Consider the following 25304-nt stretch of genomic DNA (forward strand, 5'->3'; position numbering starts at 1 on the left):
GATGGAATATAAGTTTTCTATAATCACGCCGATATATAATGCAACAGCGTACGTTGGGCCTTTCATTGAACACGTCAAGAGCATTGTTGCAGCTTATACTAATGTAGAGTGGATTATTGTTGACGATGGCTCACAAGATGACACCGCTGAGCAACTAGAAAAGAGTCTCATACAAAGTTTACAAAATAGAGCAATTAAGCTGGTCAAATCGACAAAAAATCAAGGCCCAGGCTCCGCTAGGAACATTGCTATTGATCATGCTACTGGCGATTGGTTGTTATTCATTGACGCCGATGACGTCTGGCAACATCAAGGCCTTGCACAGCTGCTCAATTTTCTCAACTCTGACGCAGCTAACGATGACGTTGTCTCTTTTTCTTGGGCCGATAGTCGTTCCCCTTTAACAAAACTGAAGAAGGATCGAGTGTCTCTGATAAAAAGTAAAACTGAGCTAGTTGAAGATTACCTTAGTCTGAAAATGGATGGCTCGGTTATTTTTAGTGCCATTAAACGCTCCCTTGTTACTGACAACCAAATTAAATTTGCTTCAGGTTACCATGAGGATGTTGATTTTCTCTTGAAGGTATATTGGTTTTCTAAAAGCCTTCGTGTATTTGATGAGATTGTATATATTAAAGACTCTAGAGAAAACTCCATTGTCAACTCTGTCTCTCTTAAGCATATCGAAGGGTTTGCCAGAGCCTACTCTGAGATCCGTTCATTTTTAAAAATTAAACAGTGTTTTAGTCAGTTTGAATTATCCTTTTACAGTGGCATCATCGCCATCGCAGCCACAAGAATAAGAAATACCCAAAACTTTTTGCATTTGAATGAGCAGCAAACAGCGCAAATTCTATTGGCTTTAAAAGCGCAGGTGTGTACTAGCTTACCTAATTCCTATGAATTTAATACAACCCAGTACCACAAGCTTACACAGCTTCTGTTGACTTTTGAAAGCTTTGAAACGAAGGCAAATCAAGTCGATTTTTTTAGCCGAGTACAAGAGATAGCAGTAAGTACATGGAGTTGTAAAGATTTAGAACACTCATTATTTTTAGCACCAAGCGAAGTAAGAGCTTGCTGTAAACGCTTTTTTGTCGGTTCAGAGATCCGCGGTGACGTAACCCTGATCAAAGACATTCAAGACAATATCACTATTGAAGAAATAAAAGCTGCAAAAGTTAAACTCAAAACCGCATTAAATAATGGTTCTGAAACCGATTGTGATGGGTGTCCCTACCTTGAATTCAAAGATTGGGGTCGCAATAACCTTGAGAAGGTTAAATACCTGTCGCTTGAACACCACTCTGTGTGCAATTTGAAGTGTTCATATTGCGACGAAAAATACTATGGTGGCAAAAAAAGTACCTACGATATAAAAGCGCTTCTTACTTCCAAAGAAGGAGCTGAGTATCTGCACGATTGCGAAAATGTTGTTTGGGGTGGTGGTGAACCAAGCTTAGGGCGAGACTTTGACTCATTGTTGCCTCAGATTATTGAAGATGCCCCTAAAGCAGTGCATCGTGTACTTTCAAATTCTGTTAAGTTTTCTCCCACCATTGAACAGTCTCTAATAAATAAGAACGTAAAGGTTGTCACCAGTATTGACGCAGGTACTGACGAAACGTTCTTAAGTGTTCGCGGTAAAAGTAAACTGTCTGAGGTCATAGAAAACCTGGCCAAATATGCGAAAGTTAGTTCAGAAAATATCACCATTAAATATATTTTAAGGCCAGACAACAGCGCCTTTACAGAGATAAGAGCGTATCTGGATAAACTAAATGAGCACCCTGAATTGAAAGCATGTAACTTTCAAATTAGCTGTGACTTTAAAGATGAAATTCTCGACCATCAGGTAATATGTGCGGCAGTTTTGTTGTTTGGCTTGTTGTTAAAAAGTGGCTACACCACGATTTTCTTCGACGACCTATTACGAGCTAGACTATCCAGTATTACCAACGCTGACTTTAAGTCCGTACGTGAGCTTCTAACCATTCACGGATACAAAGATTTCTTGGCTGATTTGCATGATACTCAAGAAATTATTATCTGGGGAACAGGTTGGCAATCCAAGTTCCTATTAGAAAATTCACTGTTTTTCGAAAATACCAAAGTTGCTTTTTTCGTCGTAGACAAAGAGTTTATTACTAGTGATACCTTTATGGATCGCCCTGTTCTTGCACCTGAAAAGATCCTTGAAAGTGACTTACCAGTATTAATTGCCGCATCTCAGAGCTATGAACAAATTAAAAAGCGATTTGTTCGCTTAAACATCCCTGAAGAACGAATATTTAAAAAAGCGATAATTTAAGATCATTCGACCCAGGATACGCTTGGAATAAATTTAATTTAGGAGTTTTTTTACAATGAATGAATTGACAAAAAACTATCAAAAAATAATAAAGTACATAGAAAGTAATGAGCAGTTCTCGGTATTTGGCGCTGGTACATGTGGACTAAAAGCCATAGAACTACTTCAGCAAAAAAACAAAACCGTTGTAGCGATTTTTGATAATGACCCAGCAAAACATGGCAAGCAATTTCACGGTATTCAAGTTCTTGCCCCAACAAAGGAAAACTTAGCTTCAAACCCAATAGCTATCGCAAGTACATGGCACTTTGAGATTGCCGCGCAACTAAAAGAGATGGGCGTCGATAATTTTATTGACTTGAGCCATATCGCGACGGCTCGTCAACCTTTGACGGCTGACCGAGCTGACAATCTACAATGGTTGTATGAAAGAGTATCAGATCAAGACTCCAGAGACGTTTTGGATAACTTGAGTGCGTATATTAGCAATCGTGAAAAGCTTTTCCCATGCTCCTCTTACCCACAGTATCTCCACCCCAAAATAACCAGCGCCAATACAGTGTTAGATGGCGGCGCATTCGACTGTATCTCAACAATAGAAATGCTAGAGCATTTCGGGCCAGATACTCGATTCTATGCTTTTGAGCCTGAAAAAGACAATTTGACGCTGTGTTATAATTCCTTAAACACGGATCACCTTCGCCAACAGATATCAATTGTCGAAAAAGGCTTGTGGTCAAAAGAAGAAGTACTCAAGTTCAATTCAAGTGCAGTGCAAGCTGCTGCTGGATGCAACATCAGTGAATCAGGTGATATAGAAATCCCCGTAACCTCTGTAGATACTTTTCTTAGTGAAAATAATGTATCGCCAGATTTCCTTAAGATGGATATCGAAGGGGCTGAAATAGAAGCGTTACATGGCGCAAAAAGCTTTATCCAGACACACAAACCTACACTTGCGATTTGTCTATACCATCATTTTGATGACTTTTGGATAATCCCAAAAATGATTGACGAAATGTACGATGGTTATGATATGTACATTGGACACCACTCCGATGAGTGGTTTGAAACTGTGTTGTACTGTATTCCTGCCTAAAAATGAAGAGTCTCACTGCCTAATTTGGTAGTGAGACGTTGTAATTACTCAAACCAATCTGAGCCATGATCACATTTAGTTCGATAGTGCTCGGGGAAATAGGATTGCATCTCTAGAATATACCCCTGCCATAGCTCGTTAAGCTCAGTATAAATATCCAGCGTATATTGCTCAGATTCATATTTATATAGCATAGTGACCATTGGACAGTGGTAATACAGCATGGCACCTTTAATGATATGGAATAAGTGTGAACGGTGAGTCAAGTGATATGAATATAAAAACCTTTCTTGCCTTGTCAATACATCCAGCGCTTCCATACGTGTCTTAACGGGTTCTCTCGCAATAGACAATAAGTGTTCACAGATTTCGTCAAACGTGTCGAAGCCAATAACTGAGTCAGGAATTTCATCCAACCCTAGAGATTTGAAGTGAGATTTAAAGTTTTCAATGCTCACATCTTTGTTACTCAATTCTGGTAAATCAAGCAAGCTATCAACATCAGAAGGTACTGTGCCCTTTATCTTGGCACCATCACCAATATTAAACACGGTTCGCTCTGGGAAGTATGCGATCAACTTTTCTAACTGGTGATTTGAGCTGGCAAGTAGGTCATTTGTTTCCACAAGCTCACTGCGATTTCCTGGAAGAAATTTACCTTTCAGGGGAATAGAAATATACCCTTCTTCCTGCTCATCTTCCTGATTAAATTTATAAATACTATCTTTACTATGGTGATTACCAGAAACTGAGCTGCCGTTATCGATACCAAACAAGTAGATATTTTTAAACCCTAGGTACATTGCATATGATAATGCCGTATTCGCGACCACAGGGTTACAATAAGGTATTTGAGGCAAGTTAGTACCTATGCATGTTTGGCTCAACATACCTAGTAAATCGGTACCTGACTCATTACCTTTGACTGTAATACCCGCCCATTTATACCTGTCTATTGTATCTGGGTACAAAGTATTCACACCAAGGAGGTTCATATCTTCATAGACTTCAGGCGGAACAATATCACCAAAAATTTTATAGTTCGCGTACGGCCTTTCAATTAGTACATGAAAATCCGCTTTGATGCCTTTTTTGTATAAACTTGCAACTGATGTTCCAGCAGAAATTACAATGGCATTTTTACAGTTCTTCTTTAAATATTCATCGGCATCATCAAGAGAGGGCCCATTACCAACAATAAATACTGGTGTATCTCGGTCTAACTCTTCAACCTTGGTATTCGTCAAAAAGTTGGCTTTCTTTTCTGCGATATGAATACTGTGTGCTAAGCCTGTAATGGAATCATTGAAAAACCCATGACCATTTTGAAATAAAAAGTAGCCTTTAATCCACTCAGCAATCAGCTTGTTTGTTTCAATTTGTGGCGTATGTTGGTAGCAAAAACTTCTTACGATTGAAAATGCCCCGATGTTTTCAGCCATTTGTTCTAAATCAGCAATAAATGTATCTTCATCAGCACCGAGAAGGAGATATAAGCTTTCGCCTCTTTTGTCGATTTCATTAATGATGGAATGCCAATCAAGACAGAAAAGACTACCAAAAAATAGTTCGAAATCTGGTTCAACAACAAATAGATAGCGGAAGTTCACTCGTTCTAACAATGCAGGTAAGTGATACCCCAAACCCAGACCAAAAATAATTGCCGACGGGAAGTAATTTCCTAATTCAGAGATTTGCGGCTCTACTTGCTGCTCAAACTGTTTTATCTGTGAAGAAAGCATACCCATATACTTCATGTGAATGCGGTCGTCTTCAGGGATATAGTAATTGGTGTAGTCTGTCAGGGTGGTAAAAGGCTTTGCTAAATTTGCCTTTACTTGCTCTTGCGCCTGCCCGATAGGATCGTCGGAATACAGCATCACATCACAGTTTTTAGGCTTAACGTTACCAACGCCGGTGGATGTTACATGAAGACAAAAGTCTTCTCTCACTTGATATTGTTCAATTGCATTAGCAACATCAGGATAATATTTCTGGAAGCACTGCAAATTTTTTTCGAAGCGACTATTAGCCTCTTCCGCGAATTTAGCTTCACGCTTTTTATGTTCAACCGATTCAGCTAGCTTTTTGTCAAGCGACTCTAGCTGGCTCTCAATTGACTCATTGCTCTCGATGTTCTTATTCACTATAAACTTTTGTACGCGTTAATTTTTTTCTTATTGCTTATACTATTTTTGAGCTCCGAAGCCACTTCCTTTTTTTTTGTGGTCAGCTTTTCAGACAACTGAGAAAGTGTTTCATAAGCGTCAATAACAATAGTCCGTAAGTGCTCATCTTGCTGCCAACCTGACAGCTGTAATTGCGCCCGTAAGCTATTGTCTAACTCTTTTACTAGCTTGAGCGCTTCCTCAAGCTTTTGCTCATTACAAAGTGTTTTTAATCTCTGCAGAGATTCATTGACCGCAGCCCACTCATCCGGCATTGGCGCCAACACCATTTTGACCTAATGTTTCCTGCCTCACATCCACTGGGATCGCATCCCATGCAGATTTAATTTCTTTAAGTAAATTAGAAACTTCATCAATAATCGCAGGATCATTTTGCAAGCTTGCATCTAAGAGTCTGTCAATCATATATGAGTATAGTGCATATAGATTTTCACTTACTTCACCGCCCAGATCAAAGTCTAAGCAGCCTCTGAGCGCTTCAATTATCGCTGAAGCTTTTGAAATATGTTCAGCTTTGGCTTCTAGGTGCTTTTTCTCAATAGCAACTCGAGCTAGCACCATTTTCTCAACCGCGCCAGACATCAGCATTTGAATTATCTCATAGCGATCAGCACCCGCTACGCGAGTCTTGAGCGCCTCTTTTTGATAGTTTTTGACACGAGCATTATACATAAGTACACCTTAATTACTTGATTTAGTAAACCCAGGTAAATTAGCTAACTGGGCCCCTAGGTAGCTTTGCGTTTGCTGCATTTGGGCAATAAGTACATCTAGCCCCGCATACTGTTTACGCAACCTCTCCTCAAATGAAGCCATTCTGTATTCATGATTTAGAACATCATCTTCTAAATCATCCAGCTGACCATTGAGGCTAGTTTCACGTTCCTTGATGATCCCGCCTGAATCGACATAATTACCAAGCAAGGATTCAAGTTCTTTCGCTACCCCATTAGGTCCAGCAAAAGCTGTGCCAATATCATCAAAATTAGTGTCCATCGCATCATTCAAGCTTCTCACTAGAGTTGATTTCTCGAGATAACCTTCTTTATCGATACCTAAGCCTATGTCAAATATTGACGTAAAAGGGCCGGCATCGGTCAAAGGTTTAGACAAGGCAGTGACGAGTTGATCATCTAAAGAGCGCATTGATGCATCGCCATTTAGCGGCCTACCAATACGTGTTTGAAATCCAATATTACCGATTAGATTATTATAGTTTGATATGAATTCGTCTATTAGAACATTCACAGATTCCCTGTCATATTCTACGTTGAGTTCAGCGGTTTCATATTTTAACGTTGTCGCATCCTGAACACTCAGGGCTTTTGCTGTTATTGTCATGTCTTGAACAGCATCTTTAAACGTATTTGTTGCGCTTGTTACCTCTAACCCATCAACCGTAATCTTGGCATTCTGAGCTTTATCCTCTGTGGCTATGGTCATACCGCCAGTTGGGTTAGTTGCCGCATCATAGGTTTCAATAGCATCCAATTCTGAGGTATCACTTGTTATTACCAAGTCATTGCCATCACCGGATTCGCTCGACGTTAAGACTAATTTACTGCCCACGGCAGCATCACCTGTATTAACAATGTTTGCGGTCACCCCAAAGTTGCTGTCGCTCGCATTAATTGCATCTCTGAGCTGACTGAGCGTCATACCGGCTGTAACTGTTAAATCAAAATTTTTCGACCCTGCAGCGAATGATAGTGTTCCTCCAGAAGCACTTACGACAGCATCACTAGATGCAAATGCACCGTTAGCACTAACAGCTCGGCTCCCCTGTGCCAATTGGGTTACTGCAATATCAAATGTACCGACAGAGATATTTGAAGTCGGTGTTACGCTGATAATGTCTCCACTAGTTGGTTGCTTAATATTTGCAACCCGCTTGTTGAAGTTATTGATATCAGCAAGTTTTTCAACAGTGTCATTAAGTTTGGAGATAGCTGACTTAACTTCTCCGATCGCTGATAGCTCGACCTTCAAAGACTCTTCTTTTCTAGCGAAAGCCTGAAGTTTAGGTACATTTTCAGCATCGACCGATGCTTTAATAATGCTTTCTAAATTCAGACCCGAGCCTACGCCTGCTGACGTAATAAGTGGCATAAACTACCTCCAAATTAATAACTTTAGGCTGTTCTATCAAAAAGTAGCCCTTTCCCTTCTAGCTTATCGGCAAGTTCGTCCAAAGCCTTAGCAACTTCTCGGAACTCTTCTGATGGTATTTCCCGAATCACTTTTTCACTACTCTTATCTATGACTCTAATAAAAGGAGGATCTCCATTTTCGTCAAATTCAAAAGATAAATTAGTCGAAGTAACAGGAAGCACCCCGTTAAGCTTTTCTAAGTTGGACTTAACTTCTTCAACAACAGCTGACTGCGGTCGCTCTTCACGATCCTTCTCTTGTCGGAGGCCTTCCTGCTTGGAAACCTGCTCGACTAGAGCTATGTCATCTCCATGACCAGACTTTTTTTGTTCATGAGCGAGCATCGCGTCTTGCGTTCCAACTTTTATGGACGTTTGAACTTCATTCACAATACACCTCCGCAATTAAGTCTTTTTAAGAGTATACGCCAAGTTTGGCCCTAAGTCTCAAACTTGACGATATACCAGCCGTATCTTAGCCAAGTAGAGAGAGAGCTACTTGTGGCCTTTGATTAGCCTGACTTAATATTGAACTACTTGCTTGTTGCAGTATTTGCATTTTAGTTAAGTTTGCAGTTTCTGTCGCGAAGTCTGTATCACGAATTCGAGAACGTGCAGCGGTTAGGTTTTCTGATACGTTGGACTGATTTCGAATCGTAGATTGGAATCGGTTTTGAACGGCACCTAGCTCTGCTCGCTTTTTATCTACTACAGCAATCAGAGAGTCCATGCCCGCCATTACAGCTTGCGCATTTGCTTGTGATGATACTGAAATACCACCAGCGGTGAAAACACCAGCAAAGCTATTATTCGAAGGAGAAGCACCAACTGAACCACTGATATTACCTGCAAGTGAAGCTGAGCTCAGAGACTGACCTGTTACACCACTCGCCACACCAGCGATACCAGATAAAGTAAATCCACCATTCGCCGTTAGGCTGTTATTAGAGCCACCTACATTTTGCATACTGAAGCTGATTGTCTGAACTGCGTCAGCACCAACTTGGAAGTTTGCATCGTAAGAACCATCTAATAAGTTTTGTCCACCAAATGTTGTATCAGCAGCAACACGGTTTACTTCTTGAGAAAGAGAGCGGATCTCCTCCTGAATTGCCAAACGGTCTTCATCTGTGTTTGAACCGTTTGAAGCCTGTTGCGCTAGCGTACGCATACGCTGGAACATTTGTGTTGTCTCGTCCAATGCACCTTCAGCAGTTTGAGCGAGCGATATACCATCATTTGCATTTCGAATACCTTGATTCAGACCATTTATTTGACCTGTCAAACGGTTCGAGATCTGCAAACCTGCAGCATCATCCTTAGCACTGTTAATCCTAACACCCGAAGAAAGTCGTTGGAACGACGTATCTAACGAATTGGCAGAGTTGTTCAACTGCCTTTGTGCGTTCAAAGAACTCACATTTGTATTTACATATAAAGCCATAGTAGCCTCCGCTTTATCGATTAAATTCGTGCCTGCGGGATACCCCTACCCTGCAGACTCGAATGAATTAGAGTCCTAAAGTTATAGTTCTCTAACTCGCTTATCGGCTCTTGAAGCGGAAGCTTTAGCTTTATTTGTAAAATAATTTCATTTTTTATCCTTGCAGTAAACTCAATGCCGCTTGCGGTCTTTGGTTTGCTTGGCCTAGGATAGTTTGACTTGCTTGTTGTAAAATTTGGTTTTTAGTCAATTTTGCAGTCTCTAGTGCAAAATCTGCATCTTTAATTCGAGACTTTGCAGCTTCTAGGTTTTCTGCAATATTGGACTGATTTCGAATCGTAGATTGGAATCGGTTTTGGACCGCACCAAGCTCCGCTCGCTTTTTATCTACAACAGCGATTAGAGAGTCCATACCTGCCATTACTGCCTGAGCATTCGCCTGGCTCGATACAGAAATACCGCCTGCTGTATAAACACCAGCAAAACTGTTGTTGCTAGGAGAAGCACCAACTGCACCACTAATATTACCAGCCAGTGAAGCTGAACTCAGTGAATTTCCAGATACACCACTTGCAATACCGGCAATACCTGACATTGTGAAACCGCCATTGGCAACCATGCTATTAGCTGTACTACCAACATATTGCATACTAAAGCCAATTGTTTGTACTGCATCAGCACCTACTTGGAAGTTTGCTGCGTAGCTACCATCTAGCAAGTTTTGTCCACCGAACGTGGTGTCTGAAGCAACACGGTTAACCTCAGAGGCGAGCTGTCGAATTTCTTCTTGAATCGCTAGGCGGTCTTCATCTGTGTTTGAGCCGTTTGCCGCTTGTTGTGACAAAGTACGGATTCTTTGGAACATGGACGTAATTTCATCCATTGCACCTTCAGCGGTCTGCGCTAAAGAAATACCGTCGTTGGCATTTCGGTTACCTTGGTTAAGACCCAAGATTTGCGACTGAAGTCGGTCAGAGATCTGAAGACCTGCAGCATCGTCAGCAGCACTGTTAATACGAAGACCTGATGATAGACGCTTGAAAGACGTGTCTAGTTCAACACCCGATCTTTGAAGCTGCCTTTGCGCATTCAATGAACTAACATTGGTATTTACGAATAAAGCCATGATTCACTCTCTCTATACTAGAGCTCAATAAAGAGCTGATTACTTATGTACAAGAGGCGTCTAAATACCGTCACTTAAATTTGACGGTGGGGCAATTTGTTGCCACTTGTACAGTTTTTCTCTATGTGGTTAGAGAAAAGCAAAACATGTGCCAATAAAAATTTGACTTAAGCTTTTTATAGAAATTCAAATGATGAAATAGAGGTAATCAATTGAAAGTTAGACTTTAACGCACACAGAATGGTGCTTTAGAGCCAATGTTCAACAAAAAATAGTGAAAGGTAAATAAAGAAGAAGGAGGCATTTGCCTCCTTCTAAAATAGTTTGAGAGTGACTGTCATTTTATTTACGATAATTTTGGCACGATATGTGCTTTTATTATCTCGTTCATTGAATCGATGAACTCATTGGATTTTAAGCTCCTCCGCTTTATCATCCAATCCGGTGTCTGTGCTAAATACCCCATCAAGCACAGGCACCAATTTCCTACCTTAATTAACCTAGAAGACTTAGTGCAGCCTGTGGACGCTGGTTAGCCTGACTTAAGATAGTCTGCGAAGCCTGTTGAAGGATCTGCATCTTAGTTAAGTTTGCTGTTTCCATTGCGAAGTCTGTATCTTTGATACGAGATTTCGCAGCTGATAGGTTTTCAGCGATATTCGATTGGTTTCTGATTGTTGATTGGAAACGGTTTTGAACAGCACCTAGTTCCGCACGTTTTTTATCAACTACTGCAATCAGAGAGTCCATACCAGCCATTACTGCTTGCGCGTTGGCCTGAGATGATACTGAGATACCACCAGCGGTGAATACACCCGCAAAGCTGTTACTTGACGGTGATGCACCAACTGAACCACTGATGTTACCCGCTAATGATGCTGAACTTAGAGATTGACCTGTTACACCACTTGCCACACCCGCAATACCAGATAATGTGAAACCGCCGTTTGCTACTAAGCTGTTGTTACTGCCACCCACTGTTTGCATACTGAAGCTGATAGTCTGTACTGCGTCAGCACCAACCTGGAAGTTTGCAGCATAAGAACCGTCAAGCAAGTTTTGACCACCGAAAGTCGTATCTGCTGCTACACGGTTAACTTCTGAAGAAAGTGAACGAATCTCTTCTTGGATTGCTAAACGGTCTTCATCAGTGTTTGAACCATTCGCAGCCTGTTGAGATAGCGTACGAATACGTTGGAACATTGACGTTACTTCGTCCATCGCACCTTCAGCTGTTTGCGCTAATGAGATAGCGTCGTTCGCGTTTCTGTTACCTTGGTTCAAACCGTTGATTTGAGATGTTAAACGGTCTGAAATTTGTAGACCCGCTGCATCATCAGCTGCGCTGTTGATACGGAAGCCTGATGATAAACGCTTGAATGATACGTCAAGCGAGTTACCTGAATTATTTAACTGTCTTTGAGCATTCAATGAACTTACGTTAGTATTTACATAAAGTGCCATAATATTTCTCCCACTGTAAACTTAGTTTACTCTCAAACTGTAACTCTTAATCGCCTTAGGACTTTTTCATTGTCCGGCTTGGTTAATTAAGTTATCGGGCGGCAAAATAAATCCTTTAGTATTTTTTTAATTTTTTTATAACACATTGATTTAAATAGTATTAAAAAGGAAAAGTTTCTATATCTTCAATAACGGAAATTATTTTCCTTCACAAGGTAAGTCAATTCAGGAATAATGAATTCTATTTATTTATTAATTACCTAGACAGTAACTCTGAGAATAACAATACTTTCCATCCATAAATCTTCGATATTGCTGTTAATGGCTACTTGAGCCACACACTATGTCTTGCCACAGTCTTTTAATTTAACAGATTCCATGCCATCAACTATTTGACACTAAAGTTGCTAGCACGCAACTAAGTAGTTGAGAAAAGCAACAAGTGCTTTGTTAAACCGAGGGTTGTACAAGAAGGTTGGTGAGTAAATAAAGGTATAGGAATGGAAAATAAATAGCTGAGGAGCTGCCAAATTCATGACAACCCGACAGCAAATGTGCGGCATTAACGAATAAAGTCTAAAAGACTCAAGTTAGATAACCGGCCAAATGTAGCTTGAGAAGCCTGTAATTGAGTTTCATGTTTGGTCAGCTCGGTGATTGCTTCAGCCATATCAAGTTCTACTAGTTCTGCACGCGCGAGCTGGTTATTAATATCTAAATCAGAATTTGCTTCAGTTATGCGTGTAGCGGTATTCAACCTGCCACCGAGACCAGACTGTGTCTGTGACACTCTATTTTTTGCATTTTCTAGCCCAGTCATCGTGTCCGCCAGCACTTGACGATAGTCTGCATCAGCCAACGTTGTATCATCTAGAGCTGTAATAAGCTTGTCGATAGTATTAAGGACATTGTCGCGCTCTGGTTTCGCCAACTCAAACTCAATATTAGTTGGATTACCACTAATGCTAAACTCAATTCCCAATGCCTCAAAGTTTTCTCCTTCAAAGCTTCCGGTATGAACTACCGTTGCACCTTGAGAGATTTGATACGTATTAGGAGTACCATATGTGATATCAAGGTCATATACATTCGAGCCGGCCGGCGCCGTTGGATCTGGGTTGAAGTTTGCCTTGTGAAATTGATCGAAGTCACCTTGCTGTTTTACATAAGCCGAGGCAGCCGAGCCACCAGGTGTCGAAGTTAGACCGCTGTTTTGAACCACATTTAAACGCTGCTCTACACTTTCAAACACATCAAATCCGTTATCACTTGATTTGATGTCTACACCTTCGGCAACTTTAATCTTGTGTTGCCCTTGATCGCCTTTATACTCGTAACGGCCAGTAGTACTGTTGAACGCGTATGCCTCAGTGTTATCCTGATATCCCGAGAAAATATACCTACCATCCTCGGTTTTTGCATTCATAAGATCTAAAACGGATGTTTTAATAGCAGTTAACTCTTCAGATAAAGCCGCACGATCTGGTCCTGTTAAAGCACCATTACCAGCCTGAACAGTCAGTTCAATTGAACGTGTCAATGACCCTTTAATATTGTCCAACACGCCTTCTTGTGTATCCAAGCGGCTTTTCAACATCGTCAAGTTTTTAGTGTATTGCTCATTAGTCTGAATTTTATCAGAATACAATAATGATCTTGCCATTGCAGAAGGATCGTCAGATGCAGTCAATACACGCTTTTGCGTATTCACTTGTTGCATAGATTTATTCACTTCTTGCTGGCTGTTTAAAATAGAATTTAGATTACTTTTAAAAATCATATTGTGAGATAAACGCATAATTACCTCGCAGCATTAAGTAGTGTATCAAACACAGTTCTAGCAGCACTTAAGATTTGTGCTGACGCTGAGTAAGATTGTTGAAAACGGAGCAAATTGGCAGCCTCTTCGTCTAAGTTAACGCCCGAAACAGACTCAAACCAAGCTTCTGATTGAGCAGCAAGCGCATCATAAGCGGCACCATTAGTCTTAGCTTGGTTGGCTACAACACCTATTTCAGTTACCAAGCCAGCATAGGCCTCATTAAAAGTTTTTAAGTTGTCAGCTACAGCTGTTGTTACGACATTTTGTCTCACTAACTGCCCCGATTGCAGTTGGCTGAGTGCTAAACCATTGCGGTTGTCATCAAAACCAGCCGTATTAAACTCAATCGTATAGGTATCACCGGTCGCCGGATCACCATCAATATTGAAGTCAAATCCGTAGTTTGCGAACGCTCCCCCTGCTTGGGCTAGAATATTTTCCAGCGGTGGTGTGGCCGTAAATGTCGTCGTACCGCTACCGTCAGTTAATGTGTATTGATTGGCAGTCCCTGTTTTTTGCAAAGTAATTGCACCATTGGTCAAGCTTGGCGGTGCAGCTGTAAAGTTACTACTTGCAGGATCTGTATTAGTGACACTCCCCACAGAAATAGTGGCATTACTCACATTGTTTGCACTTGATTCAGTCCTAATTGGCGAAGCCAAAGCTAAACTTTCTGCTCTGTCCGTTGCAAGTGTCATAGTCCCTGCTGCTGCTGCATTCAATTTCACGTCAAACACATCACCGTCGGTAGGCGTCGCGGTGAAGTTTAGTTGTAACCCAAATATGTCAGTACCTGCCGGGACAGTTGTTGAATTTAAGGTTGCAGCATACGGGACTGTCGTAGCGGTACCAATTGTATTCCCTTGACTGTCTATCGCTGCTATTGAGACGTTACCAGCGTTGTAAGTTACCCTAAAATCTGTTGCGGGGATCTCTTTACCCTTACCCGCTTCTAGCGTGGCGGACAGCTGTGCTGTACCTGTGTTACTTCTATGAGGTAAACCTGCTGCGGTCGGGATCTCAAAAATATTGCCACCTAAATTACCATCTAAATCCATACCGAGTTTGTTTTGTTGATTAAAAGCATCCGCAATCGACAAACCGATTTGACCAAGTTGATTTTGAGCAGGAATAAGAATTTGGTCACGAAAAGCCAAAAGGCCACCAATTTGACCCTGTAGTTTAGTTTGATCGACTTTAAGTGCAATTGCCGCACCTTCAGTCACATCTAATGTCAGTTCTTTTTTGTTGGGATCGGGGTCGCCGTCTAAAGAAAATAGATTAAATGAACCATTTTCCATAACAATTGCCTGACCACTGCCTAAAAAAACCAGAGTCTCGCCATTTGAGCCTTCGAGGGTCTCAATATCCACTAGCTCAGCCAGATCTTTTATTGCTTGATCTCGCTCATTCAAAACAGAGTTTGCATTGTCATTATCTGGATTAGCGTTTAATGCGCCAACTTGCCCATTTAGATCGCTGATCTTTTGGATTAGGTTATTTGCTTCTTGAGAATAGATAGCCAGCTGCTCGTTAACAATATTCGCTTGGTCAAAAACGATGCCAGAAAGCCTATCCATTTGATCTATCATGTTCTGAGCATCCGTTAAAAATAATGAACGCGTAACTGTAGAAGAAGGCAAATTCATGGCTTCTTGTAGATTATTGAACATTGAGTTGATACTAGAATTTAGGTTGTTAGACTCTTCACCAAACAGTGTATCTACTCGAGTAGACTCTGTTACAAATTGCTTATAATAAGATTGGCTCGCAACATCTCTGATCAGCTGTTTTTGAGCAAACTCATTTAGCATTCTGACCGTTTCACCACGACCAACTTGATTACCTACCATCGTTGCATGCTCGGTACGCTCTCTCACATACCCAACAGTATTTAAATTAGCAATGTTTTTACTGGTAGTTTGCAGTAACTCGCTGCTTGAACGAACGCCAGATGTCGCAATGTTCATTAAATTAAAAGACATATTAGTTTACTCCCTGACGTACAAGCGAAGTTAATGCAGATCTAAACTGCTCACCGCCCATTACATTTTTTATTTTGTTTGCGTAATTAGGATCAGTTGCATAACCGGCTTGTTGTAATGCATCTAGATATTCACTTGGACTCGCAGCTTTTTTAAGCGCATCACCATAACGCGGGTTTGACTGTAAAAAGTCTACATAGTCGTTAAAGCTCTGTTTAAGAGAGTCATACGCTCTGAAATTTGCTTGCTTTTTAACTGGCAAACCTTGTTCAAATTCAAGTGTCATTTTACTGGCACTGTCTCCTTCCCAGCGGCTATCTGCCTTTATATTGAATAAGTTAAAACTGCTATTACCATCTGGTTTGGCTATAACATGTTTCCCCCAGCCAGTTTCTAATGCCGCTTGGGCAACCATAACGGCTGGGTTTAGGCCTAGCTTTTGTGCAGCAGATTTGGCGTAGTCCCATAAAGTACTGATAAAGTCTTCTGGGCTTTCAAATGATTTAGGGTCTTGAGGCTGATTTTGTGATCGTTCAGCTTTAGTAACATCATTTTCCTCAGAGCCATCAGCTGATTCTAAAATGCTAGGCTTAGCTTCTACTTGTGCAGTGCTCTGCTGGCCACTCGCAATTTTGTCGCTTTGAATTTCAGCGCCCGTACGGATAACAGATGCAGGCATATAGCCGTTTTTCGTTGGAGACAATTGCTGCACTATCAAGTCAGCAAGGCCCAAGCTACCGTTGTTCGACAGTTCAAGTGACATTTGTTGGTCATGCATTTCTCTGTAAAACTTGACGCTACTGGAGTTGAAGGGGCTGTCGGTGTCTTCGAACGCTTCGTTTGCCTTGCGCATACTCGTCAACAGCATTTGTGTAAAGATTGACTCAAAATGCTGAGCGGCCTTTTTTAGCGCTTGCTTTGACGCATCGCCATCACCAGCACTTTTCAGCGCATCCTGTCTCAATGAGTTCAGGTTACTTAAATCAAAAAAACTTTGATTATGTGTCGGATCAGTATTCATTGTTCAAAAACACGTCGTTAATAATAATGCTTATAACAATGCAAATATCAAGCCAAAAAAAAGCCCCATAAAAATGAGGCTAACTCTTTGATTGAATTACAAACTAAATGACGACTAATTGACCATGTATGGCGCCAGCTTCTTTCAAAGCTTCAAGTATCGCCATTAAATCACCGGGTGCAGCACCAACGGCATTAATCGCTCTAACTAAATCATCAAGGCTACTTCCTGGGTCAAACACAAAGGCCCGTGAGTCATCTTGGTCAACATCTACAATACTTTGACGGGTAACCACAGTATCGCCTTGCGTCAATGGTTGAGGCTGAGACACATTTGTCTGCTCCGCAATCGTGACTGTTAACCCACCGTGCGTGATTGCAGCTGGCTGCAACTTAACATCTTTGCCTATCACGATTGTCCCAGTGCGAGAATTAACGATAATCTTCGCTGACGTATCTGCTGGCTTAAACTCTAAGTTTTCTAATGTAGAGAGGTATGCCACTCTTTGTGCTGGGTCTCGAGGTGCAATAACTCTTACAGAAGCAGCGTCCAAAGCACTCGCACTATTTGGGCCTACCAGTTCATTGATGGTATCTGCCAAACGCTTTGCTGTAGTAAAATCAGGTCTATTCAGATTAAAGGTAATGTGGTCCCCTTGAGTAAAAGGACTCTTGATTGCCCTTTCGACCATACCACCATTTGGTATCCTGCCAACGGTTGGCGTATTAATTACTACTCGGCTACCATCTAACCCTTCGGCGCCTAGGCCACCAACAATCATACTGCCTTGTGCTATTGCATAGACGTTTCCATCAACCCCTTTTAAAAATGTTTGAAGTAGCGTCCCGCCTCTAAGACTTCCCGCACTCCCAATTGATGATACGGTAACGTCAATACTTTGGCCTGGTTTCACAAATGGAGGAAGATCTGCATGTACAGCAACTGCTGCCACATTTTTGATTTTAGGCCTTAAGTTACCCGGCATAGTAATACCAAAGCTGCCCAACATAGCCTTAAAGCTCTGCTCAGTAAATCGACTCTGCTCACCAGTTCCGGGCAAACCAACCACTAAGCCATAGCCTATCAATTGGTTACTTCGAACTCCCTCAACCACACTGACATCTTTGACTCTTTCAGCATGTACACTGATCGACAGTATCGATGCGCTAAGTATTAATAGACTACGAAGTATGTTCATAATGTACTTCCTTAAAATGGCATCAAGGTGCTCATAAAGAATTTAGTTAACCAGCCAGCACTTTGTACTTCTTGAGTTTGCCCTTTGCCCGAATATTGAATACGTGCATTCGCAATTCGATTAGACTCAACTTCATTTTCTGCAGACACGTCTTGGGGTCTGACTAAACCTTCCAAGCGAATAAATTCTTCGCCAGTATTAAGCGTTAACCATTTTTCACCCCGAATGACCAAATTGCCATTTGGTAGTACGCGCATTACATTAACTGAAATATTACCAAATAAGCTATTTGACTGATTGGCTTGCGCATCACCTTGAAAAGCTGAGTCGGCACCAGCACTTAACTGAATAGCATCTCCACCAATTCGCACAGGTAAATTGCCCAAGCCCAGCATTTGGTCTACTTTTACCTCGCTGTCTTTATCTAACTTGGAATTTGCTGCCTTAGAAGCTTGTGTAGATTCCCTTAAAACAACAGTAATTATGTCACCTACACGGACTGCCTTTTTATCTGAGTACAGATCATTTGAGTAGGTGTTAAACAAAGAGCCTGTCGCGACCACAGGTTCTGCCTCCATTTCTGGATACATAGGTGCATAGTAAGGGTCATCTCTTACTACATCGCTGTTCTCTGTCGACATACAGCCAGTTAACCCGAGTCCAATGGCGACTATCAATATACTCTTACGCATGATCTGCCCTACCCTTTAAAGTTGCTGATTAATGTAACTAAGCATTTCGTCAACAGACTTAATTACTTTCGAGTTCATTTCATAAACTCGCTGTGTTTCAATAAGGTTTACCAACTCTTCGGTCACATTTACATTCGAAGTCTCAAGGGCTCCTTGAACAATAGAGCCAAGCCCTTCTACTCCTGGGTTACCTTGAACAGGTGCACCACTTACCGCAGTTTCTGTATATAAGTTCTGACCAATTGGCTCTAGACCTGATGGATTAATGAAGTCACTTATAACTAACTGGCCAATGACTGTATTTTCAGCCTGACCATTAATACTTACTGACACTTCACCGTCTTGAGAAATTGTGATCGAATTTGCATTGTCTGGCACTGTCATTTCAGGTTGGACAGGAAAACCAGCGCCTGACGTAACAACTCGTCCAGTTTCATCTGTTGTAAATTGACCATTACGTGAATAGGCAATCGTGCCGTCGGGCATTTGAATTTCAAAGAAGCCCGGACCCTGAATCATCCAATCTAATGAATTCTCCGTGCTTATCATATTGCCTTGGGAGAAGTTCTTTTGGTTAGCTACAACTTTTGAACCAGCACCTAGCATTAAGCCAGAAGGAAGCTCTGTATCTTGAGAGGAACGGCCACCAGGTTGATTAATATTTTGATATAGCAAGTCTTCAAAGATTGCCCGGCTCTTCTTATAACCAACCGTACTGGCGTTAGCCAAGTTGTTAGAAATTACCGATATATCTGTTTGCTGGGCATCTAAACCCGTTTTACTTATCCACAATGCAGGATTCATAATTTATACCTCACTCTCTTAAACTATGCGCAGGAGCGAAGTGTGTCGCTCATCAATTTCTTCTGCTGACTTCATTAGTTTGAGTTGCATTTCAAATTGTCTTTGGTGATTGATTAAATCAACCATCTCGTGAACTGGGTTTACATTGGACATTTCAAGGTAACCACTCATTACCCTCGCGGTTGGAGAAATTTCGCAAAAGCCACAATGTCCATCTTCAAGTTGATCCTCTTTTGGCCTAAACAAGCCATCGTTGCCTTTTTCTAACTTGCTGTTGTCTGCAGAAATGATCTTAAGCCTATCTACAGTCTCCAAGAAGTTAGCTGGTGCTCCTTGAGGGCGAACTTGAATTGAACCGTCGTCACTAAACACAACCTTGTCGATGGGCAATGGCAAAATAATGGGTCCACCTTCGCCAATTAATTGGCGGCCATGGCTCGTTACCAAAGCCCCATCACTTGTAATGTTCAATGTACCAACTTTTGTGTAAGCTTCTTCACCACTGGCATCAACAACACTTATCCAAGACTTTTCGTCAACAGCGATGTCAAGATCTCGTCCTGTTTCAGATACGGCGCCGCTTAGCATGTTAGTTCCCGGGCGTTCTTGCATGGCAAATACCCGTGTAGGTAACCCCTCACCAAAAGCTTGCATCGACCTAGCCTGAGCAAAGTCCGCTTTAAAGCCTGTTGTATTAGCATTTGCTAAGTTGTTGGCTTTTAGAGCGACACCACGCAAACTTTGTTTTGCGCCAGATGCAGCGATATAAAGCATTTTATCCATGAGAACGACCTAAAACTGTTCAATCTACATAGGTTAATGCAATAGTGATGCCAGTATGAGTGTCAAAAATAAAAAAGCCGCTAATGCGGCTTTTTTTGAGAAAGGGTAGATTATCGGATCTGTAGGATGTTTTGCTGTAATGTTGAGTTAACTTCAAGTGCCCTTGAGTTTGCTTGGAAGTTACGTTGCGCACTTATCAAATCAACCAGTTCATTCGTCAAGTTTACGTTTGATTGCTCTAACGCTGAGGAATTAATTGTACCTAGGGTACCTGAACCTGGTTCACCAGCAATAGGCTCACCCGAAGTTAAACTTTTCTTCCACCCTGTATTGCCTGCTTCTGTTAAACCTTGCGAGTTGGAAAATCTAACCATTGCAACTTGGCCTAAGAAAGTTGAGTCACCATTACTGTATGAAGCGACGATTTTACCATCTCCACCAATATCAATACCCGCTAAACGTCCAGTAGTCGCACCATCTTGATCTAATGCTTTAACTTCAAAACGGCTTGCAAACTGAGTAGGTAGTTTAGTTGCAGTATTTGCTTCATCACGCCAGTTCATTTGTATGTCAGATGGGAAAGTCGCACCGTTGGTCAAAAGCCCAGAAACGTTAGCCGCAGTTAAAGTCAACGGGTTAAACGTAGTACCAGTGTTTGCAACACCTGCGGTCGTATTTGGAAAACCTTGTGCGTTAAATTCAAATTCAGTAATCGGCGTGATTGTTGCTGGAGGAACAATCTCCGTACCGTTAGAACTAAATGGTTTACCACCCAGTGTTGCAAATACCTGCCATTCATTTGGGTTGGTACTTGGGTCTTCTTTACGGAAGAAAAACTGTAGTGTATGTGGCTCACCCAAAGAGTCATAAACCGTTGTAGAGGTCGAACTGTTATACGACGCAGTTGTGGCTGGGTCAAATGGCACTGTCGGTGCTGTCGCCGTTGAGTCTAAGTTAAATGAAGAATATACATTTGTTGTCGCACGTGGAGAACCTGAAGCATCAGGGATCTGAAGTGGAGACGAGGTGCTCAAACTCACAGATGTTGTATCACCAGTACTTGGGTCTACAGGGAAACCCTGTAGGAAGTTACCGTTTGCATCAACAATAAAGTTGTCTTTATTTAGTTTGAATGCACCTGCACGCGTGAAGGTATAGTCTTGTCCACCTAAATCTTCACTCGTTGCAAAATATCCTTCCCCTGTAATCGCAAGGTCAAGTGAGTTTTGTGTAAAATTCAAAGAGCCTTGGTGAAACTGCTGCGCAACCATAGTCGTTGAAACACCATCACCGTTTTTGGTTTTACCAGCACTAAACACAGACGATGCATACACTGAAGCGAACTCAGCACGAGACTCTTTAAAGCCTGTCGTATTTACGTTTGCGATGTTATTTGCTGTTGTATCCAAATCTTTTTGGGCAGCAGCTAATCCTGTTAAAGCAATATTAAAACTCATACTCTTTTACCTCTTTAAATGAAGGTTAAATCTTTTGATTAAGCTATCTCTGCAACGTCAGATAGTCTAACTGCACCAGCTTTCGTGTTAATGATGATGCCCTGAGAGCCATTCACATTGACACTATCAATATTTCTAAATGTTGCTGTAGGCAGAGCTTCAAACTTACCGTTTGTTTGGCCTTCAGCTTTAATTGTGTATTCACCCGCAGGAACTGGCTCATTATTGTTGTCTAGGCCATCCCATTCAAAGCGTTTAGCGCCAGTAGTCTGCTCACCTAGTTCAATTTTCCTAACCAGTTCATTTTTATCGTTGATGATGCTTAGCGTTAGCTTTTCAACAGGCTCAGCAACGATTATTGATCCTCTAGACTGCATACCTGGGCCAACTTCGACAGTATCTGACTCAAGCAGTGCTTTCTTGCCAATCAATGTTGAAGCTTGCAATGCCGAGTTCGATGTCATTGAAGCTGCCAGTGATTCAAACTTTGTATTTAAGTTTGAGATTCCCTCAGCCATCGTAAAATTAGTCATCTGCGAGATCATTTGATCATTGTCAGCAGGCTTACTCGGGTCTTGAAAAGACAACTGCTGAGTAAGTAACGCGAAGAAGTCTTCCTGCTTTAACTCATCATTTTTCTCAGTTGGCACTTTGTTATCTTGCCAACGCAACGAGTCGACAAAGGACGAAGTTGCGGAATTGACATCATTACTCATCAGCTATACTCCCAATTAGCGCTGACCAAGCAACAGAGTTTTACTTAACATCTGTTTCGCTGCGTCTGCTACTTGAACATTCGTTTGGTACGAACGTGATGCGGAGATCATATTGGTCATTTCCTCAACGACATTCACATTCGGCTTATAGATGTACCCGTCTTTGTCAGCACTCGGATGGTTAGGGTTGTATTCAACTTGTAAAGGCTTATCGCTTTCTACGATACCTAACACCTTCACACCCACCGAAGAGCTCATTGTGTTCGGGTGAGCTGCTGCCGCTTTATTTAGCTCTGCGGCAAACACGGGGTGCCTCGCCCTATACACTTTGTCCTGACTCGAACTTACGCTGTTTGCATTGGATATATTACTGGCAGTGGTATTCAAGCGAATATTTTGTGCACTCATACCAGAGCCTGCGATATCAAAAACGTTATATAAACTCATAATTAGGCTCCTTGACCACCACCAAGCGCTTTTTTCAAGCTTTTAAATTTACCACCCAAAAAGTTCAAACTAGCTTGGTACTCTAATGCATTCTGTACATACAAGTTCCGTTCCACTTGTATATCAACTGAGTTACCATCGCCCGTATCTGTTTGATTTGGATTACGAAATAGTTCATCACTGTTGGTCAATCGTGTTCCACCACCAATGTGTTTTTCGTCGGTTCGGGTCATTTGATTGCCGCGTTGCTGTGCCGACTTTGCCGCATTGAGTGCGCGCCCAAAGTCTATATCCTTAGCTTTGTAACCAGGTGTATCTGCATTAGCAATATTACTTGCCAAAATCTCAGCACGCTGAGAACGGATCAGCATTGTATGCTGATGAACCCCAAGCGCTTTATCAAAACTAATCGCCATAACCGACTCCAAAAATTTGACTACATATCGATTAATGCAAAAGTAGGACCAACTTTAAAACCAATAAAAAACTCAATGTTAGCCATTAAATATCAATAGCTTACAAATCAATGTAGTTACCATTTACTTCGTCAAAAATGCATTTTTAACTATGTCATAGCGTTAATGAAGCAGGTTTTATTCCGGTATTTGAGTCGGTGTACCAATGACTATTTAGTTCCAAGGTGGGTACATAAACCCCACTCTATGCACTAAATATTAGAGTTAACCCGTCACATCGCATCACTCAAATCAAATTCTGCAAGTAACTCACCGGCAATATAAAGTGGCAAGCGGCTTCCTCTGTTACCCTTAAAGTTATAGCTAGTGGGTGTTTTACCTAGTTAATAGGGATATACAACACAGAGGCGTACAGAGAGTACTGATGATTGAGTCTAATGACGGATATGTTAAATACCTCTAATGGTCGAAACTCATAGCTGTGACCAAGGACCTAGTGGAATTCAGTAAATGGAAAGCTTTACGCAATTGCAACTGGAAGCTTCCGGGGGTAATTATTTGATATTTATACAGCGCACATAGTTAGCTTTAAACTAGGAGTAATTAAAAGCTCCACAAAGCAGCGTAAGGTCAATGGCGAACTCGATTCCATAAGTTGAGGGTCGACTTCGTGCAAAAGGTTAGCGACAGCGAACGAAGTGAGTGCGCTCTTTTTACGCAAGATAGGTGTAAAAGGCTACTGACTGCGAACGAAGTGAGTACAGTTCTTTTACGCAAGGTGAAATGAAGAGTTGTGACAAGCGTTAAGAGATTTATTATTACGAGGCCCGATTATAAACGGATTTAACTGAATTTAAGGGTGTTATCCTAATCAACGGTGAAAGCTGCTAAGGGACTCTATTTAAAAGGAGTAATACCAATCCGTCTAAATATCTGATCTAATATAGAGCATATAAAATTACAGACTAAATAACGTTGAGCCCAAGTATATCTGAACAGCCTTTAGCGCTTTCTCGAAAAGAACCCAACGCACGTAAACGCATGCGATTACTTGCCGTGTCATTATTTTATGAAGGTAATAGCTGAACTGACATTGCAAAACGCCTTAATACAGCACGGAGTAGTGTTAATAAATGGGTCTCTAGCTACCTAGAGCATGGGCTCGATGGCTTAGATAATAAGCCTATTCAAGGACGTCCATCTAGACAGGAACAGTCTCAGCTTGAGCAACTGTCTGAATTTATTAAACGCACAAACACGGAACTTCAAGATGGCCGTCTAACCGGTGAGGAAACTGTGCATTACATTAGTCGTGAATTTGGCGTTCATTACCACTTAAATCATGTCTTTAAAATACTAAAGCAGCTTGGCTTTAGTTGGATCACAAGTCGTTCAAAACACCCTAAGCAGTCATTACAAAGCCAAGAAGCTTTTAAAAAACTTCCAACTGGAAACGATCCTTCACATACCAGGACACTTACCTCTTGATCGTATCGACGTATGGTTTCAGGATGAAGCTCGGTTTGGCCAGCAAAATCCGACTACGCGCATTTGGGCTGAGACAGGTACTCAGTCGAGGATTGTGAAACAAAAACAGTTTGAATACGGGTATTTATTTGGTGCAGTATGTCCTGCCACGGGCCAAACAGAAGCGTTAGTAAGTCCATTCGTAAATAAAGAAGCGATGACGCAGCACATGCGTCAAATATCACAAGCTACACCAATTGGTAGGCATGCAGTAGTGATAATAGATGGCGCAGGATGGCATACACATGATACTGCATCAGAATTCAGCAACTTAACGCTAATAAAACTTCCCCCTTACTCACCTGAGCTAAATCCAATAGAACAAGTATGGAGCTGGTTAAGGCAACATTGCTTATCCAATAGAGTATTTTCGGGCTATGTAGAAATAGTTGACGAAGTTTCAAAAGCTTGGAATCAATTTATTTCAATACCGGATCGAGTTAAGAAAATATGCAGTCGTAAATGGATAAAGCTGATTTAATCTTTATGCGGAATGGTATAATTCGATAAAACATAAACCTGTGAAAGCTGCTCTCTTCACCTTGCGCTAAAGTCGCGCTAAAGCACGATTTAGCACCACAAACGCAAAAAAGCCCGACTCTTTCGAATCGGGCTTTCTTTTATTTGGCGCTTGGCAATGTCCTACTTTCACA

Annotated in this window: 20 protein-coding genes and 3 pseudogenes; 3 read left to right on the forward strand and 20 right to left on the reverse strand. The window is 41.4% G+C overall.

Annotated elements, in window-relative coordinates; genetic code table 11:
• Position 1 precedes the first annotated feature (1 nt).
• Both N475_RS19060 and N475_RS19065 read left to right on the forward strand, forming a co-directional pair.
• Positions 2–2311 carry a glycosyltransferase gene (locus tag N475_RS19060; RefSeq protein ID WP_063356957.1) on the forward strand — a complete coding sequence of 770 codons (2310 nt, stop codon included), beginning with the start codon at positions 2–4 and terminating at the stop codon, positions 2309–2311.
• A gap of 55 nt (positions 2312–2366) precedes the next feature.
• Positions 2367–3410, forward strand: a complete 1044-nt coding sequence (locus N475_RS19065; protein ID WP_063356956.1) for an FkbM family methyltransferase — start codon at positions 2367–2369, stop codon at positions 3408–3410.
• Positions 3411–3454: 44 nt separating this feature from the next.
• Here the strand turns inward: N475_RS19065 and N475_RS19070 are convergent, their stop codons facing one another.
• From N475_RS19070 to flgB, 20 genes and pseudogenes are all read right to left on the reverse strand, one after another.
• Complete coding sequence (locus N475_RS19070; protein WP_227008392.1) at positions 3455–5557, reverse strand: motility associated factor glycosyltransferase family protein; 2103 nt, start codon at positions 5555–5557, stop codon at positions 3455–3457.
• Positions 5557–5853, reverse strand: a complete 297-nt coding sequence (locus N475_RS19075; protein WP_063356955.1) for a hypothetical protein — start codon at positions 5851–5853, stop codon at positions 5557–5559. Before N475_RS19075 ends, N475_RS19070 begins: the two co-directional genes overlap by 1 nt.
• Complete coding sequence (gene fliS / locus N475_RS19080; RefSeq protein WP_063356954.1) at positions 5843–6271, reverse strand: flagellar export chaperone FliS; 429 nt, start codon at positions 6269–6271, stop codon at positions 5843–5845. The genes N475_RS19075 and fliS overlap by 11 nt, the downstream gene beginning before the upstream one ends.
• Positions 6272–6280: 9 nt before the next feature.
• Positions 6281–7708: a flagellar filament capping protein FliD gene (fliD, locus tag N475_RS19085; RefSeq protein WP_063356953.1), complete on the reverse strand. Its 1428-nt coding sequence runs from the start codon at positions 7706–7708 to the stop codon at positions 6281–6283.
• A 23-nt stretch (positions 7709–7731) separates the two neighbouring features.
• Complete coding sequence (locus N475_RS19090) at positions 7732–8139, reverse strand: flagellar protein FlaG (protein ID WP_063356952.1); 408 nt, start codon at positions 8137–8139, stop codon at positions 7732–7734.
• 85 nt (positions 8140–8224) lie between these two features.
• Positions 8225–9193, reverse strand: coding sequence for a flagellin N-terminal helical domain-containing protein (locus N475_RS19095; protein ID WP_063356951.1), 969 nt, complete (start codon positions 9191–9193; stop codon positions 8225–8227).
• Between the two features lie 154 nt (positions 9194–9347).
• Positions 9348–9626 (reverse strand): annotated as a pseudogene (locus N475_RS26310) (flagellin); the annotation flags it as partial.
• Positions 9627–9736: 110 nt separating this feature from the next.
• Positions 9737–10319 (reverse strand): annotated as a pseudogene (locus N475_RS26315) (flagellin N-terminal helical domain-containing protein); the annotation flags it as partial.
• Positions 10320–10814: 495 nt separating this feature from the next.
• A complete protein-coding gene (locus N475_RS19105) occupies positions 10815–11783 on the reverse strand; it encodes a flagellin N-terminal helical domain-containing protein (protein WP_063356949.1) in 969 nt (322 codons plus the stop codon).
• Positions 11784–12345: 562 nt separating this feature from the next.
• A complete protein-coding gene (flgL, locus tag N475_RS19110; RefSeq protein WP_063356948.1) occupies positions 12346–13581 on the reverse strand; it encodes a flagellar hook-associated protein FlgL in 1236 nt (411 codons plus the stop codon).
• Between the two features lie 2 nt (positions 13582–13583).
• Entirely contained in the window at positions 13584–15590 is a 2007-nt protein-coding gene (flgK, locus tag N475_RS19115; protein WP_063356947.1) for a flagellar hook-associated protein FlgK, read from the reverse strand.
• Position 15591: 1 nt separating this feature from the next.
• Positions 15592–16611, reverse strand: coding sequence for a flagellar assembly peptidoglycan hydrolase FlgJ (flgJ, locus tag N475_RS19120; RefSeq protein ID WP_063356946.1), 1020 nt, complete (start codon positions 16609–16611; stop codon positions 15592–15594).
• A gap of 103 nt (positions 16612–16714) precedes the next feature.
• The gene (locus N475_RS19125; RefSeq protein WP_063356945.1) at positions 16715–17809 is read right to left on the reverse strand and encodes a flagellar basal body P-ring protein FlgI; all 1095 of its coding nucleotides are present in this window, start codon (positions 17807–17809) and stop codon (positions 16715–16717) included.
• A gap of 11 nt (positions 17810–17820) precedes the next feature.
• A complete protein-coding gene (gene flgH / locus N475_RS19130) occupies positions 17821–18501 on the reverse strand; it encodes a flagellar basal body L-ring protein FlgH (RefSeq protein ID WP_063356944.1) in 681 nt (226 codons plus the stop codon).
• 15 nt (positions 18502–18516) lie between these two features.
• Complete coding sequence (flgG, locus tag N475_RS19135; protein ID WP_063356943.1) at positions 18517–19305, reverse strand: flagellar basal-body rod protein FlgG; 789 nt, start codon at positions 19303–19305, stop codon at positions 18517–18519.
• Positions 19306–19323: 18 nt separating this feature from the next.
• The gene (locus tag N475_RS19140) at positions 19324–20088 is read right to left on the reverse strand and encodes a flagellar basal body rod protein FlgF (RefSeq protein ID WP_063356942.1); all 765 of its coding nucleotides are present in this window, start codon (positions 20086–20088) and stop codon (positions 19324–19326) included.
• 110 nt (positions 20089–20198) lie between these two features.
• Entirely contained in the window at positions 20199–21545 is a 1347-nt protein-coding gene (gene flgE, locus N475_RS19145; RefSeq protein ID WP_063356941.1) for a flagellar hook protein FlgE, read from the reverse strand.
• Between the two features lie 38 nt (positions 21546–21583).
• On the reverse strand, positions 21584–22261 hold the full coding sequence (locus N475_RS19150) for a flagellar hook assembly protein FlgD (protein ID WP_063356940.1): 678 nt from the start codon (positions 22259–22261) through the stop codon (positions 21584–21586).
• 15 nt (positions 22262–22276) lie between these two features.
• Positions 22277–22708, reverse strand: coding sequence for a flagellar basal body rod protein FlgC (gene flgC, locus N475_RS19155; protein ID WP_063356939.1), 432 nt, complete (start codon positions 22706–22708; stop codon positions 22277–22279).
• Positions 22709–22710: 2 nt separating this feature from the next.
• Positions 22711–23124, reverse strand: coding sequence for a flagellar basal body rod protein FlgB (flgB, locus tag N475_RS19160; RefSeq protein ID WP_063356938.1), 414 nt, complete (start codon positions 23122–23124; stop codon positions 22711–22713).
• Between the two features lie 1041 nt (positions 23125–24165).
• On the opposite strand from flgB, the pseudogene N475_RS25240 reads away from it, so the two are divergent.
• Positions 24166–25132 (forward strand): annotated as a pseudogene (locus N475_RS25240) (IS630 family transposase).
• The last annotated feature ends 172 nt before the right edge of the window (positions 25133–25304 follow it).

The sequence above is a fragment of the Pseudoalteromonas luteoviolacea DSM 6061 genome, from assembly GCF_001625655.1.
GTDB classification, from domain to species: domain Bacteria; phylum Pseudomonadota; class Gammaproteobacteria; order Enterobacterales; family Alteromonadaceae; genus Pseudoalteromonas; species Pseudoalteromonas luteoviolacea.